This window comes from Paenibacillus sp. NN59, assembly GCF_057597225.1.
This window is the reverse complement of record NZ_CP199678.1, coordinates 5,546,662-5,561,213: the sequence shown is the minus strand read 5'-3', so window position 1 is coordinate 5,561,213 and position 14,552 is coordinate 5,546,662. Positions and strand designations below refer to the sequence as shown.

The following is a 14,552-nucleotide window of genomic DNA, read 5'->3' as shown; positions in this document are numbered from 1 at the left end:
TGTAGGAGTTTAGTCTTCAAGTAATCGTACGAAAGTCCGACAAGGATATAGGCAATTTCATAAATACACTGAAACGACGTTGTTAACATCTCATTTCGGTGTATTTTTTGTGCTTCCTCCGAAGTTTCACGCCAGAGAAGGAACTCTTGATCAGAAGCAAGTAGGGGACAACCGTGCGTAAGACTTATTGTTGCGAGTATGACCGAGCGTGTAAAATATAGTTTGAATGCGAACGTTAATGCGCATTTTTATCATTCAATGTACAGACTGCTCAGGCAGTTTGAGATAGAAGCCGTCGTGGTGTTGGAGCAAGAGTACATACAACATGTTTTACGAGAAAGGCAGGAGATAGAATGACAGCAGCATTGGAACAAGCTCTGGAAGAGATGATTCAGGCCATTCATGAATGGTTTGATGAGCAAACGGCACGTAAGGATTTAGAGCAGACGATCCAACGAACGAAACTGCAGATGGGCATATTCGATGATATCTTTGTTTTGTACAAGCCGGGAAGAACGATCGTGGATAGCCTGGATATGGGATGGGATGAAGGCTCATTATCGACGCAGGCGATCCGGTTTACAGAAGAAATGGTACGCGCCGAAATCCAGCCAAGGCTGGTTGAAGTGGTTCAGGAAAAATTGGCTGAATGGGCAGATACACCGCTGATTGATTACCGGTTTACGTTTAGAGGGAAGTTTCCTACAAGCAACGGGATGCTGAAACTGACGTTGCTGGAATACATCAATGAAGAGAAAAGACAGCAACTTCTAGAACAGATTCGGACGTATACGGAGCAAAAACTGGAGAATGGTGTATACCCGACCAAGCCGCTCGAAACGACTTTTTTGGCAAAACATCTGCTCGATCCCGTGTTGTTTCCATCAATGGATGCAACATGGATCATTAGACAATATGAACAGATTCAAACGTTAAATCGGGAGCGAAAGGATGCTCTCGCCGAGCACCGTCATACGATCATTTATGCCTTGACGCTATGGGCGGAGAAGCAGTTTTTACCACAGTATTTCGACGTACAGATTTCAGAATATTGTGAAAATGAATACTCGTTGAAGCCAGATCAGAAGCTGGACGGGCAGGTTAAGAGTTCACACTCTATAGATCTGCTACTCTATGCAGCGGTGATGATTTTGCGTTTCGAACCTAGCTACAGCAAGCCAAGAGGGCTTAGGTTTCTGGAACTGGCCAAGCAGCTCGGTAGTGAGCAGGCAGATCGGATGTTGACTGAGGGCAGCGGTACATATAAGCCGGAAGATACTTATGTTAAGACGGAGCAGGTGGAATGCCAGGCCAATGATGTTTTTGCGAGGATAGCGATTCAAATACATCAGGAAGAACCAGGAGCATATCAACAGGCGATAGCCTTTATTATTCGTTTGCTGGAGCAGGGGTTCCCCAAGAGTTATCACATCAAACTGAAATCCAAAGTAAAACAGTATCTGCCAATCAAAGGACTTGCCAAATCGGATACACACCGATTCTTTGCGAATGCTCTAGAATATCCTGAGCTGCATTCACTTCTGGAACAATACGCACGAGTAGCCATCCAGGAATTTGAGTTTTATGCAGATACAGAAGGGGAGAAGAGTGGGATGCCGGGAAGTTATGCCGCCTTTGGGCTTGGACTTACGAGCGAGCAGTATTTTCCTCTGATTTACGAATATATGGCGCAGGTCGATGATGAACATCAGATGATTCAGGACAAATTTATTGTTGCTTTTGCCGATAAATATGGGGTGACAGCAGACTCAGTGCCAGTTCTCGTTCACAGTTTGCGCCGTTCAACGGACGGATTGAAACTCAAATTGTTGCCGGAGTTCGAGCAGGACGAGAAGCTTGAGTGGTTGCTGGAACAGGTTCAGGAGTTGGAATCATATGAAGTTCAGCGAGTGCTCTACCCGATTTTTGGCAAGGTAGAGAAACTGGCTGCACTGGCCCGTAAGGCGGAGGGCAAACGAAAAGAATTGTTACTGAGGCTGTCGCATGCCGCAGGTAAATAAACGAGCTGTCACCAATTGAAATAAACGGGTCTGGTGACTCATTAACTAAAGTATTAGACGCCAAAGTTGCAGTGAGAGGTGGATGGAGATGGAAGCTTTAACGAAAAGCGTCTGGCAGGGGCTGTCTGAACAGGACAAGCAGAAATGGATGCAACGTGTTGCGCTTCAGTTGCCTGAAGGGATGCAGTATGAGGGATTGCAGACGTTTGAACGATATGGACAGCGGACTCAGACCGGAGTGTTTACACAGGATGAACAGCGATTCGTATTTGTTCCAGGTGATCAGGTAACATTAGGCTGGGAAAAGTGGCATCAAGGAATGGATGAGGAAACGACTGCTGATCTGCACGAAACTGCAAGCAGTTACGGGATTGAGGACGTACAATCCTTTCTGGCAGGCCAGATGTCACCTGTGAGAGAGGTCAATATTAACCCAATGCTTGTGGAGTGTGAGACCATCTCCCTGGGGTGGATTGAGGTAACCGAGGAAGAAGCATTTGCTCAGGAGCATGATGATTTTCCTAAAGCCTTAGCCGAATTCAAGGAATCGGGGCTGAATGAATATGAACTTCATCTGGAATTCAAACTGATTCAAGACCAAGGAGAGGTTCGAATTCTCTGGTTTAATGAAGGAATCGAACTGGAGGACATTGTAAAGGAAGAAACAGCGGCGGGATTCAGTTTGTTGACGGAAGACGAGTGGGAGTATATCTATGGTGGAGGTTGTCGCACGTTATTTCCTTGGGGAGACAGCTTTGACTATACGATGAGATTAAGACATCTGGGGAAGCCGGAGAGTCCGGTTCAGTCTGAGCAGGCGTCGGCTGATACAGAAACAGATGGAGAACATCATCACCCTTATGATCTGGAGTTACCGAACTTCTTCGGTGTACAGTTTGCCGGAGATCCATATAAGTACGAGCTTACACTGGGTGCAGATGGAGAAGTGATGCCAAAAGGCGGAGATGGTGGAGCTCTAATCTGTGGAGGAACAGGGCCATTACTTAGCTTCCTTCCTTCTGCTTCGGTATTTTTCCGGGACGTGAATGTGGATGAGCTGGATTGGGAGGAATTGATGGATGCGTTGTATTACAGAAGAGTGATCCGAGTAACAGATATGAAGATGGACTAAGGCAAAAAAATAGGGGTACAGCATATTTGCTGTGCCTTTTATATTTATAATTGGGTATATATAATCAGGCCTGACTGCTTAACTTCAGGAATGGGGGCACATTGAGCAGCGCCCGCGTTCCTTTTACAATAAAAGAATGAGTGCTTTTTAAGGGTATTCATTTTTGAAAAGGGGAATACACGTGTCATTTTATACATCCTTTCAGTGTAACGGTTCGGAGACGCTCTTTCTATTTGAAATCATGAATATACCAGAGGCAAAACAGCTTCGGGCAGAATTGCATGCTGCTGCAGGCCGGGGAGAGGCTGCACCTTCGTACACGCAGATTCTCAAAGGCTTGGTACAGGATCATGTAATAAACATTAGCGATCAGGAAATTACGTTAGAACCTCAGGTACATACGCTGCTTACGGCTTGCAAACTGAGCAGTGCGGTGACTCGTCTGGAGTTATTCAACACGGATCAGGGCAGATCCGTAACGTATGGTTTTTTATCAAGTAATCTGTTGGTCGAATGGATCTGGAAGCCTATGCATCATCAGTCCGTATTCACTTCATATCCCTCCTTACAGGATATGTTTAAAGTTCTCGGTAACCGACTGGATATGAATGATACTCCGCCAGAAGCTGTTCCTGATCTGGGACAAGAGAGTATGCGCACGTCCATCGGGGCCGACACATTGCGCCGCTTGTTTGAATTGGAGATAAGTCCAGCGGGACATGGTGATGAACAAGCGGAGATAAGCGAAAGAACCGAAGATGCTAAAGAAACCGAAGCAACCGATAAAATGCAGGTCATATTGGAAGAAGATAAACATCTGGATCAGGGCTGGGTGCAGCCCTTGTGCTGCAGTTTTGCTGCTCTAGAGCAGCAGGGCCGATTTGAAGTATATACCCGGGGTACAGATGAGAGATCACAAGTCATTTATTTTATCGGCAGTACGAGTGGAAACTGGCTCTTTCTTGAAGGGGAGACAGAGGATGTGTTTACTGCATTCATCGTAACTGAGGAAGAGCTGGTACAGAGTCTCTTTCTGCTGACAACACGTTCCATATCCGTTCTTCCCTATGTGCGCTGAACGGGAGGAACATTACGTCCGAAAAGTTAGGGGGATTGAACATGACAAAGATTGTTATGAAAGCAGAATATCTGAATGCTCTGGCCCAGCAGATTGAACAAGTCACTGCACAGCTACAGCAGGTTGATGGTATGTTGCAGCATGCGATCCAAGGAGCCGCATGGCAATCGGGTAACCGGCAGACGATTATTGGGCTGTATCAGGCGCATCAGCAACGTTTCCAAAGTGCAGGGCAAAGCATGCAGCAGCTGGCCGCTTATGTGAAAACAACCCGGCAGACGATGGAGCAGGAGGATAGCTCTGGTGGCCAATTTGGAGTGACGGGCATTAATCTGCTTGCTCCGTTTGATGGGCTGGGCAGCACGGTCGGTACATTAACTGCAGCTATGGCGGTTGCCCGTTTGGGATATCGAGTGAAGAACGGTTACATGGTGAAAGCTCAGCTGGATCGAAATACACCTCGGGTTCTGGTTCGTGAGAGTCATGATGCAGTCAAAGGAAATAAGGCTCCAAACGGGCGGCCAAGAGACTATAAAATCCATTATGTACGTGACATTGAGGCCAAAATTGCCAACGGAACGGCCACCCCGCAGATGAAAGAAGTTGCCGCCATGATCAAACCAGGTTATGCCGTCAAATCAGCGTTGACGGACAAGCTGGGTTGGGCCAGTGTGGGTATAGATGTATTCAACGATACGAAAGAGAATATTAGTCAGAATGCAGGTACCGACAAGATCGCGGGTGACATTATCGGGAATGTTGTCGTAGGAGGAGCCACCACTGTAGGAGCGACTCTTCTAACTGCGGCCGTTCTGCCAGCAGCAGCACCTGTACTGGCAGTAGGTGCCGTTGGCCTGGGGGTTTCGGTCGGTCTAACCTATCTTGCGGAAGGGATAAAGCTGGATATGGACCTGGACGGTGACGGAAAGGATGATTCGGTGAAGGATGTTGTCAAGCATGGCGCGAAGAAGGCCTGGTCTACCGTGGCGGGGTGGTTTAAGTAGATGGCGAATAAACAGCGTTCAAAACCTTCAGTGCATAAGGGAAATACGGCTGCTGGTCCCGTGATGTATGAAGGGACATCGTATCCCAAGGAAACGTTCGAGAATTATCTGGTCATCTATGCGCTGGATGGTATTCGGCTCAGCGCAGGCACACTGGTTCTGTTTTTTCTCAATGTATTTCTTCTGATACCTATATTCAGTGTTCCGTTTCAAGCTCTGTATGCCTATCTGCTACTTCCGCCGTTAGCTGTTATGAATCTATGGGCCATTGCCCTGATTGCATTCCCGCGCAGGCTACAGCTCAATTATGTCTTGTTTCGAGGCGTATTCGGACTGGTGTGTTCAGCTTCATTTATGGTAGTTATACAGAAATTCGCCTATGAAGCACTGGGACTGACTACGCCATGGTATGCGATTGGATCTTTTGCAGTATACTTCTTTGCCTTATCTCAGTATGTAAGGTTTCGTTTACAAAAATTAAAGCAGCCGTCCCAGCGTAAAAAGGGGGAGAAAAGTAATGGTATGCCCATTGCTACCTTGACCGCAATTACAGGAGGGGCATACTTGCTGGCCAACATTTCATTGGCCTTCGTAACACAGCAGACAGTGGCTGTTGTTCTGATATGTGTATACATCCTGCTGGCTTTTGTTGTCTTTCATTTTGTTATGGATCTGCATCGATATTACTGGCTTCGCCGAGTCATGAACAGACAAAAATCGGTATAATTCAGCGAAAAGCAGGCCTAATTACAAGGTCACTAGATATGAGGAGGATGAAAAGTTTGGAAAATAATATACCTGCACTGCTGCCCAACGGGTCTGTAATTCGTTTGAAAGAGGGTACAAAAAAACTCGTCATCTATGGAAGGAAACAAATGTTAATGACCGAACCTCCGCGGCAGTTTGACTATATTGGCTGCCCGTACCCGGAAGGTTACATTAATCCAGATTACACTTATGTATTTAATCACGGAGACATTGATGAAGTTATTTTCAAGGGGTATAGTGATGAAGAAGAAGAGGTTTTTGCGGCAGAGCTTGAGCAGGCGTGACAATACATTACGCCAATTCTGATGTTGGCCGCGGCTGCTGGTATTCTTGATACAAACGGATCAGTACTAACGTGACTGATCCGTTTCACGGAAACGTTCTGCAGTCTGCTGCAGCTGCGTGCCTGTCTCCATTAAACCTCGTAAATAACTGCTCACCGTGGTCATACTGTTATTCATACGCTCAAGGAAATCACGCTGCCGATTGCCTTCCCATTGACCTTCGGATTGATTAATCATCGTTTTGAGTTGGTTAACGATGTCTTGTCCATTCTGCGAAGCTTTGTTGAATTGGACGGCAAGCTGCTGCAGCTCCTCTGGCGACAGATCAATGCGCTGATTCATAGTACACTCATTCCTTTCTGTTTGTATTTTGCAAAAATCGGGATAACTTTATTTATTATAACCCTTTCCGCATCAAAATGAAGCCGGACAAAAGCCGCGTTTTGCGAGCAGCATAAACGGCCTATAACCAAGACAAAACACACACTATACGGCTCCCAAGTCTGAAGAACGGAAGAGCCGATATCGTATGTGTTTTGTTATTTTATTTATGATGTTATGGGTTTATGATCAGATGATGCTTTATGAGCGTTATGCAGAATAGGATTGCATTATTTCAGTTTTTGCACAGCTACGGCCATCTGTTCCAGTTGGGTATGCGTCAATTGGTTATTTGGCGAGCTGAGTGTGACATATCGATCATCCAGCTTGAACGTAAGCATGTCGGTTTTGTCCGGTGTGTACCATTTGCCTGATACGCCGTTAGGCAGTTTTACCGTTTTGCCATCGTAGCTGAATGAGTAGTCTCTAGGAGATACCGTTACATTCATGCGGTTGAATACAAAGTTCACACCATCACCGCCTGCACCTACACTTTTGAAGGCATCTCCCGCAACCATATGCTGTGGTGCATAAGCAGTGGTGAAGCCATCAAATTGAGCAAATGCTTTACGGATCTGTTCCATTTGCTTTTTGGAGTAACTTACATTTTCAAAGGCAGTAATGCCTTGATCATTGCCAGCCTTTACTTTTTGTACAGAGACAGCTATTTGTTGCAACTGTGCTTGCGACAGTTTATGATCTGGCGAGCTAAGGGTAACATAACGATCATCCAGCTTGAAGGTTAACATGCCGATATCGCTTGGTGTATACCATTTTGCACTAACACCATTGGACAGTTTAACCTCTTTGCTCGTGTAACCGTCCGAATAATCTCTTGGAGAAACATCAACCTTCATGTGATTGAAAATGAAGCTTACACCGTCGCCAACGGCTACGCTTTTGAATGTATCACCTGCAGTCATTTGCTGTGGAGCATATGCTGTCTCAAAGCCATCGAATTGAGCAAATGCTTTCTGGATCGCTTCTTTTTGCGCTAAGGTATAGGTTACATTGGTTAGTGCAGTTGGATTGCTGTTCGCTTCACCAATAATAACTTGTTTATTGGCACCATCATACGTTACAGGCACATGCAGTGCATCAGCCAGTGCGCGAACCGGTAGATAAGTCGAGTTATTGTACGTGATTGGAGCCAGTTTTTTACCGTTCCCGTCAGTCGGCGAGTACGCTGTACCGTTTACATTAAAGCTGATTCCATGATTGAGGTAAGCCGAGATTTTCTCCAATTGTGTTCCGGCGTATACACCGGCTGCTCCGGTTAAGGTCATACCCAGCACCATCATTGTAGCTACGGATTTCTTCATGTTTTTCTTCATCATATATCTCTCCTTTAAGTTGGGTTATTTGTTGTCTTGCTGTTCCTTATGGCTTTATATTACCCCCCGAACTTATCCAGAATAATTCTGAATTATCTCCAACTTGTAAACATGTGTAACGATCTTTGCATCATGATGGGTAGTTGCGATGTAAAGGTTATAAGGGGAAGCATCTTGTTTGGGTTTCATAATTAAGGAGGGGAGCAGATGGATCATCGCGTTATGAAAGAGTTTATTGAAGAGTTTTATGATATTGGTCGGATACAGCGCGTGGAAGTGATGAAACAGGGGACGAGCTCTGAAGCAAAATGCATTGATTCTTCAGCAGGTAGATTCGTGTTACGTAAACTTAGAGATGAGCGGCAGGCTGTAAACGAAGAGAGGCTTCATCACGTTCTGTCATTGCAAAACATCTCTCCAGCAATGGTCATTGCGCGGAATGGGTTGTCCTATGTGCATTTGAATGATGAAATTTATAATTTGCAGTACTACGTGGAAGAAACGGTACCGTACGATCAGGAAACCATGCATTTTGTTGAATTTGGGAATATGCTTGCTCGCTTCCACCATGCTGCTTACAAGCTTGAAATCATGGATCAGCAGGATCGTTTTGCGTTATCTCTATTATGGTCACAAGTCCGTGATGAAGTCAGGGGATCTTCGTCAGCTATTATCGGTTCACTTGAGGGGCATGTAGAGCAATGTACGGAGTACATCGTGAGAAATGATAGCTTGATTCATGGTGATCTGGGTGTGTGGAATATGTTATTTATGAAGCAAAAGACGCTTTTGATCGATTTTGGAGAGGTGAGAAGAGGTGATCCGCATTTTGATGTGGCTGCCGCGCTTACCTCGATGATTCCTGCAACCGCAAGAACGAATGAGTCTATATCGACTATAGAAGAAGTAATGGAAGGGTACGCTGAGGCCGGGGGACTGCTCACAAGAGAACAGTTGTATGAACAAATTCACCTATGGATGCTGCGCGGCTGGCTGGCGTGGATCAGGGAGAGGGGAGTAACCTCCCCGATGGTGCAACACATAGAACGAGGCGTGCGGAGAGTTGCCGTATTCAAAGAGATGTTACTTTAGCATTCAGTGGATGACGATCAGTTGTACAAATACAGGACAAATCCGCCTATGCCCAGTACGATGGCACCGACGTATACATATGTAAGTTTACTCAGATTTTGCCGTGTACGGCGATCATATTCGGGGTTACTGATGCGATTGGCTTTCGAATTCCCGATGATAAGTGTAGCAATCCCGCCAAATAAGGCAATACCGATAACCAATGCATAAGGTAGCCAAGTCATGAGTTGACCTCCTTTTCCATTCGATGGAGAGCGTTTGCCTCTATTGTATCTCAGGTTTACTCGCAATGTAAGCTATTATTGAGAAATATAGGAAATTTGCATGATATGAATTTGAAGGATGTACACGCACTTGTGGATCGACGAGTGAATTAAATCTATATGGTATATTACAGATGAGTTGTGCATTTTAGACTCAGATCAGACTCAGATCACTAGAATTTTAATTTTTTTTTAGATAAAAAAACACTGGTGTATCAAGCATTTGCGGCTTTCTTTATCGAAAGCTGTAATTTTTTTTGCCTGCGGAGTGATCCAGAATGGAGAACCGTGCGTTACACCCTATGAAGACAACGACAAAGAAACAAAGGAACCAAAAACATACTTAAGGAGTGACTCACCAATGAAGATGAAAATGAAAACATTTATTGCACCAGTACTTAGCTTGTCGCTGTTAATGCCAGGAATCGCGGGAGCTGCTGCTGCACCCCAGTCTTCCACTTCCATGACCATGATGAAAGCATCCGTGAACACCCCTGCGGCTGACCTGAGAGCGAATCTGGATCATCTGTTGTCTGAGCACTTTGCTCTGGCGGTAACAGCCATGGCGAAAGCTTATGATGGAGCCAAAGATGCAGATGCAGCCTACAAAGCACTTGATCAAAATGCACTGGATATGCAACCGGCGATTGCCTCGCTTTACGGTGAAGCTGGTGCCAAAGAATTCGAACGCATCTTCCGCGCACATAACAAATACACCGATGATCTGGTGAAAGCAACCAAGATGGGTAACCAGACTGGTATCAAGCAAGCTCAGGATAACATCAACGGATTCGTAGATGAATTCTCCACATTCCTGAGCACAGCGACAGAAGGCAAACTGCCGAAAGACGCAGCAAAACAAGCATTGAAAGTGCATGAAGATCTCGTGCAGAAAGTATTCGACGAGTACGTAGCTGGAGATTACACCGATGCATACAAGGCATATCGTGAAGGCTTCAAGGAGATGTTTGACGTAAGTAAAGCACTTTCGACTGCGATTACAACACAGATGCCTGAGAAGTTTAACAACACCAAAGCGGATACCAAAGCAGCTGACCTGAGATCGGCACTTAACCACTTGGCTTCGGAGCACTTTGCGCTTTCCGCTCTGCAAATGCAAGAGCAATATGATGGACGCACAGCGGCATCGAATGCCCTCGTAACCGCAGAAGCTGGAAATACAGCGGACTTCAAAGCTGCAATTGCTTCTATTTATGGAAATGAAGGAGCGAATGCATTCGAAAAAATCTGGGTGACTAACCATGTTAACGCTCAAAGTGATTATGTTAAAGCCGTAAAAGACAATGATGCTACCGCACGTGCAGCCGTGCAAAAACGGATCGACGGCTTCACAACGGAATTCGCTACATTCCTGGATTCCGCAACAGCAGGCAACCTGCCTAAATCTGCAGCACAACAAGCGCTGACAACACATGAAAACCAGGTGCAAAAAGTGCTGGATCAATATGCGGCAGGCAACTATGATGCTTCTTACACCACGAATCGTGAAGGCTTCAAAGTGATGTTCGGGGTAGGTCAAGCGCTGGGTAATGCCATTGTGACTCAATTCAATGACAAGTTCCAAGAGGCAGCACCTACAACGCCTGCGCCAACACCAGCGCCAGATATGACAACGGTTTGGATGAAGCTGAACAGCAAAATGCTGAGAATTAACGATAAAACAACGAACATGGACACCACACCTGTGCTTTGGAAAAATACAACATACATCCCGCTGCGTTTCCTGAGTGAGGGAATCGGCGCAACGGTGAAATGGGACAAAAAAGCACAGCAAGTTACCGTTATGGCTGGTGATGATACACTCGTATTCTGGGTGAACAACACGGTCATGGAAGTCAACGGTATGAAGAAAAACGTAGGTTCTACCGTGTTTGTTAACAAAGACGGACGTACACAAGTACCGCTGCGTTTCATTGCTGAATTGTTACAATGGAATGTGAAATGGGCTCAAAAAGATGGATCTATTACACTGACTAAAGCAATGTAAGGCAAGCTTAATGCAACAATCAACACTGTGATCCCATACGGTCTTATGTTGATATAATTAATCTCACATTCAAACCGAAAAGGCTGCCCCTGTGGCAGCTTTTTTGTATTCGCCTGAAAGAGCAAATATTTGGTATAATTAATCGCGTAATCAATTACATAAGCATGCAGTGAACTCAGAGAATACAAAGGAATGATAAAATCATTCAAAACGAACAATGGAAGAGGAGGACAGAGGTATGAGTGCAACATCCAATTCAGAGAAGCCTGCACGGAGTGTAGATACCCGATTATTTATTGCCTGGGCTGTATCTGTCATTGCAACCTTGGGAAGTCTTTATTTAAGTGAGATCAAGCAGTTTCTGCCATGTGATCTGTGCTGGTTTCAGCGCATCTTTATGTATCCGTTAACGATTCTGCTAGGAATTGCGTATTTCAAGGATGATGTGGGGATTGCCAAGTACGTGCTTCCGCTCAGCTTTATCGGGGGCGGCATTTCTTTGTATCACGTAACAATTCAGCGGATCTTCTCGGCTACCGGCAACGCTGTGGCGTGTGGTAAGGTTCCATGCTATACCGATTATTTGAACTGGTTTGGTTTTATCACGATTCCATTGCTGGCTCTGATCGCATTTATCATCATTATTGTGATGTTGTGGGGAATCGGTAAAACACTCAGAAAGGACTAACGGTGATGAAGGGACAAGCTCGCTGGTTTACGCCTCTGCTTATACTGGTGCTGATCATGTCCGGCTGCTCTTATACGGAACAGTCGGCCTCTGGCGAGATGCCGGAGATGATTCGAGTGAAACTGATGATGCCAGATCAGGCGAAGGTGAACGAAGAAGTCGCTTTACAGATCAAACTAACCCAGGGAGAGAAGCCTGTAGATGATGCTGATCAGGTACAATTCCAAATCTGGGACGAACAGAACGAACCTGCGGCACCTTCCATTGAAGAAGGAATGATGAATGCCGATGAGCTTGAGGCACGTGGGGCAGTGAAGGCTAGTTCTGTAGGTGATGGCATATATGAAGTGAAGTATACATTTCAGGAGCCGGGAGTATATGTTGTCCAGGCACATGTAACTTCGGGTGCAATGCATACCATGCCGCGTACGAAGGTGACTGTCGAATAATTTAATGATTTTTCATTTCAATCCTTGACCTTGAAGTATACTTCAAGGTTTATTGTTGTTGTATCAACAACGTTTGGAGGAAAAATCATGAAGATATTCGAATGGATTTTCGTACTAGTGACGATAGCAGGGGCGCTGGGTTTACCGTTTTATGCGAAAAGGCGAAGGCTTTCGATTGGCATGCTCAGTGCCTTGGTGATTGCTTTTCTGCTACATGCGATCATGGACTCAGTACGGGTGATGTTACTGCCGTCTTATATTGTCGCGCTCATTCTATTTATCCTGTTAATGATTCAAGTGATGAAATGGACTCGCAGTGTTGGAAGCGTAGCACCAGAAATACATAAGAAGAAGTCAAAAGGACGTGCCTGGATGCACGGTCTCTTCATCCTTCTTCTTGCCGCTTTCTCGGGAATTGGATCAGGAATGTTTACAAGGTATTTCCCAGAATTTACAATGCCTGAGCCAACGGGGCGATTTGCCATCGGTACCTTTTCACAACATATCGTAGATGAATCTCGTGAGGAGACTCTTTCGCCTGAGGCCGGGGACAAGCGGGAACTGATGATTAATGTGTGGTATCCAGTAGACCCGGAAGTTGCAAAAGGTATTAAACCGGAGTCATATCCTGCTGAATTGGGGGAAGCGATCAGTCTGGTGTTTGGCATCCCATCTCAAGTATTCAGTTATCTGGATACGATATCGACCCATGTGGTAAAAGGCGCAACGATGTCTAATGCAAGTAGCTCGTATCCTGTTATACTGTTCTCTCCCGGTGTCCGGTCTGCCCGTTTTCAAAGTATGACTGCGGTGGAGGAACTCGTCAGCCATGGCTATATCGTCGTAGGGATGGATCATCCGTATACGTCTGCTCGGGTAACCTTTCCGGATGGACATAAGGTTTCTTATGATGCCGGGCCAGAATTTGCAACATCAGAAGAGTTGTATCAATATAATGTACAGGGAGTCGGCATTCGTGCGGCCGATGCACGTTTTGTACTCGACACGCTTGAACAGTGGAATGTGAGTGATCCGAATCAGGTGCTGGAGGGCAGACTTGACCTGAGCCACACGGGTATTATGGGACATTCGTATGGCGGGGCAACAACAGCCGAAGCACTCGCACAAGATGAACGTTTTCATGCAGGACTCAGCCTGGAAGGTGGATTTTGGGGCAGTGTTTCCAAGTCGTCGCTGAAACAGCCGTTTATGTACATCATGTCTGGCAAGACAGCTAAAAGCCTGGGACCCAATCCTACCGAGCATGAAAAATTATTCTATCCCGAATTTGAACCTGATCTGAAACATGTTATGAATAATAGTCTGAATGATACTTATTATCTGACCGTGGATGGATTTTTCCATCAGAGCTTCACGGATATTGCGTTAATTTCACCGCGTTTGTTTGCCAAGAATATGTCTGCGGAGCATAATATCGATATTACGAGAAGTTATGCACTTGCCTTTTTTGACCGTTATCTGAAAGGTGAAGCACAACCTCTACTGCAAGGAAGTTCAGTGAAATTTCCCGAGGCATCTTATGATCATGAGTATACGCAGATACGTAACAAACAAGCGCAATGAGTCAGTTGGAAAGGGGAGAGCGTTGTGCAGACCATGACAAGAGGTCAATTGGCTAAAGAGACGGGAGTAAGTATGGCAACTCTTCGTTATTATGAGGACAGCGGCATACTGCCTGCTCCGCATCGATCCTCCAACGGATATCGCGTGTATACCGAGGATTATCTGGTGAAAGTCAAGTTCATTAAGGGTGCACAGACGCTCGGTTATTCGCTCAAAGCAATAAAGGAAACGCTGGAGCTGCTAAGCAATGACGATATGGAAAAAGAGACGTTGAAAACACTTGTACGTGAACGGATCACCGATATTCAACAGCACATTGAACATCTGGAGCAGATGCAAAAACAGCTGGCCGGATTGTTGCTTGTACCTGAGGACGAAATCGATAGTTATATCCAGTCCTTTAGAGTGGAGAAAAAAGAGCCGTAGAGTCGTGATCACGGCTCTTTTTCTATTTTTTAAGAGCAAA

General features: G+C 45.5%; 15 protein-coding genes. 12 read left to right on the top strand and 3 right to left on the bottom strand.

What is annotated here, in order from left to right:
• Window positions 1–353 precede the first annotated feature (353 nt).
• The 6 genes from ACT89M_RS24405 (at window position 354) to ACT89M_RS24380 (ending at window position 6,287) form a co-directional block, all read left to right on the top strand.
• Window positions 354–2,021, top strand: a complete 1,668-nt coding sequence (locus ACT89M_RS24405; protein ID WP_308723199.1) for a DUF6138 family protein — start codon at window positions 354–356, stop codon at window positions 2,019–2,021.
• 88 nt (window positions 2,022–2,109) lie between these two features.
• Window positions 2,110–3,153 (top strand): hypothetical protein, encoded by a 1,044-nt coding sequence (locus tag ACT89M_RS24400; protein ID WP_308723200.1) that lies wholly within the window; start codon window positions 2,110–2,112, stop codon window positions 3,151–3,153.
• Window positions 3,154–3,394: 241 nt separating this feature from the next.
• Window positions 3,395–4,231 carry a hypothetical protein gene (locus ACT89M_RS24395; protein WP_154891807.1) on the top strand — a complete coding sequence of 279 codons (837 nt, stop codon included), beginning with the start codon at window positions 3,395–3,397 and terminating at the stop codon, window positions 4,229–4,231.
• A gap of 41 nt (window positions 4,232–4,272) precedes the next feature.
• Window positions 4,273–5,235, top strand: coding sequence for a hypothetical protein (locus ACT89M_RS24390; protein WP_261769635.1), 963 nt, complete (start codon window positions 4,273–4,275; stop codon window positions 5,233–5,235).
• Entirely contained in the window at window positions 5,236–5,961 is a 726-nt protein-coding gene (locus tag ACT89M_RS24385) for a hypothetical protein (RefSeq protein ID WP_261769636.1), read from the top strand.
• A 56-nt stretch (window positions 5,962–6,017) separates the two neighbouring features.
• Entirely contained in the window at window positions 6,018–6,287 is a 270-nt protein-coding gene (locus ACT89M_RS24380; RefSeq protein WP_260511189.1) for a DUF4176 domain-containing protein, read from the top strand.
• Between the two features lie 66 nt (window positions 6,288–6,353).
• Here ACT89M_RS24380 and ACT89M_RS24375 read toward each other — a convergent pair whose 3' ends face one another.
• Window positions 6,354–6,629, bottom strand: coding sequence for a WXG100 family type VII secretion target (locus ACT89M_RS24375; protein WP_154891809.1), 276 nt, complete (start codon window positions 6,627–6,629; stop codon window positions 6,354–6,356).
• A gap of 269 nt (window positions 6,630–6,898) precedes the next feature.
• On the bottom strand, window positions 6,899–8,005 hold the full coding sequence (locus ACT89M_RS24370) for a stalk domain-containing protein (protein ID WP_308723201.1): 1,107 nt from the start codon (window positions 8,003–8,005) through the stop codon (window positions 6,899–6,901).
• A gap of 204 nt (window positions 8,006–8,209) precedes the next feature.
• Here ACT89M_RS24370 and ACT89M_RS24365 point away from each other — a divergent pair, with 204 nt between their 5' ends.
• A complete protein-coding gene (locus ACT89M_RS24365; RefSeq protein ID WP_308723202.1) occupies window positions 8,210–9,094 on the top strand; it encodes a phosphotransferase in 885 nt (294 codons plus the stop codon).
• 17 nt (window positions 9,095–9,111) lie between these two features.
• On the opposite strand, the gene ACT89M_RS24360 is transcribed toward ACT89M_RS24365, so the two are convergent.
• Window positions 9,112–9,318: a hypothetical protein gene (locus ACT89M_RS24360; RefSeq protein ID WP_090924310.1), complete on the bottom strand. Its 207-nt coding sequence runs from the start codon at window positions 9,316–9,318 to the stop codon at window positions 9,112–9,114.
• Between the two features lie 406 nt (window positions 9,319–9,724).
• Between ACT89M_RS24360 and ACT89M_RS24355 the strand changes: the two genes are divergently transcribed.
• The 5 genes from ACT89M_RS24355 to ACT89M_RS24335 all read left to right on the top strand — a co-directional run bounded on the left by ACT89M_RS24355 (window position 9,725) and on the right by ACT89M_RS24335 (window position 14,512).
• The gene (locus ACT89M_RS24355; RefSeq protein WP_441342907.1) at window positions 9,725–11,365 is read left to right on the top strand and encodes a copper amine oxidase N-terminal domain-containing protein; all 1,641 of its coding nucleotides are present in this window, start codon (window positions 9,725–9,727) and stop codon (window positions 11,363–11,365) included.
• A gap of 238 nt (window positions 11,366–11,603) precedes the next feature.
• On the top strand, window positions 11,604–12,053 hold the full coding sequence (locus tag ACT89M_RS24350) for a disulfide oxidoreductase (protein ID WP_154891811.1): 450 nt from the start codon (window positions 11,604–11,606) through the stop codon (window positions 12,051–12,053).
• 5 nt (window positions 12,054–12,058) lie between these two features.
• Entirely contained in the window at window positions 12,059–12,502 is a 444-nt protein-coding gene (locus ACT89M_RS24345; protein WP_154891812.1) for a FixH family protein, read from the top strand.
• Between the two features lie 87 nt (window positions 12,503–12,589).
• Complete coding sequence (locus ACT89M_RS24340; protein WP_308723204.1) at window positions 12,590–14,086, top strand: alpha/beta hydrolase; 1,497 nt, start codon at window positions 12,590–12,592, stop codon at window positions 14,084–14,086.
• Window positions 14,087–14,119: 33 nt separating this feature from the next.
• Complete coding sequence (locus ACT89M_RS24335) at window positions 14,120–14,512, top strand: MerR family transcriptional regulator (RefSeq protein WP_308723212.1); 393 nt, start codon at window positions 14,120–14,122, stop codon at window positions 14,510–14,512.
• Window positions 14,513–14,552 lie beyond the last annotated feature (40 nt).

Bases quoted from the DNA above. Each gene is read 5' to 3' on its own strand.
- ACT89M_RS24405 (WP_308723199.1), top strand. From the start codon at position 354: ATGACAGCAGCATTGGAACAAGCTCTGGAAGAGATGATTCAGGCCATT.
- ACT89M_RS24400 (WP_308723200.1), top strand. From the start codon at position 2,110: ATGGAAGCTTTAACGAAAAGCGTCTGGCAGGGGCTGTCTGAACAGGAC.
- ACT89M_RS24395 (WP_154891807.1), top strand. From the start codon at position 3,395: ATGAATATACCAGAGGCAAAACAGCTTCGGGCAGAATTGCATGCTGCT.
- ACT89M_RS24390 (WP_261769635.1), top strand. From the start codon at position 4,273: ATGACAAAGATTGTTATGAAAGCAGAATATCTGAATGCTCTGGCCCAG.
- ACT89M_RS24385 (WP_261769636.1), top strand. From the start codon at position 5,236: ATGGCGAATAAACAGCGTTCAAAACCTTCAGTGCATAAGGGAAATACG.
- ACT89M_RS24375 (WP_154891809.1), bottom strand. From the start codon at position 6,629: ATGAATCAGCGCATTGATCTGTCGCCAGAGGAGCTGCAGCAGCTTGCC.
- ACT89M_RS24370 (WP_308723201.1), bottom strand. From the start codon at position 8,005: ATGATGAAGAAAAACATGAAGAAATCCGTAGCTACAATGATGGTGCTG.
- ACT89M_RS24365 (WP_308723202.1), top strand. From the start codon at position 8,210: ATGGATCATCGCGTTATGAAAGAGTTTATTGAAGAGTTTTATGATATT.
- ACT89M_RS24360 (WP_090924310.1), bottom strand. From the start codon at position 9,318: ATGACTTGGCTACCTTATGCATTGGTTATCGGTATTGCCTTATTTGGC.
- ACT89M_RS24355 (WP_441342907.1), top strand. From the start codon at position 9,725: ATGAAAATGAAAACATTTATTGCACCAGTACTTAGCTTGTCGCTGTTA.
- ACT89M_RS24350 (WP_154891811.1), top strand. From the start codon at position 11,604: ATGAGTGCAACATCCAATTCAGAGAAGCCTGCACGGAGTGTAGATACC.
- ACT89M_RS24345 (WP_154891812.1), top strand. From the start codon at position 12,059: ATGAAGGGACAAGCTCGCTGGTTTACGCCTCTGCTTATACTGGTGCTG.
- ACT89M_RS24340 (WP_308723204.1), top strand. From the start codon at position 12,590: ATGAAGATATTCGAATGGATTTTCGTACTAGTGACGATAGCAGGGGCG.
- ACT89M_RS24335 (WP_308723212.1), top strand. From the start codon at position 14,120: ATGACAAGAGGTCAATTGGCTAAAGAGACGGGAGTAAGTATGGCAACT.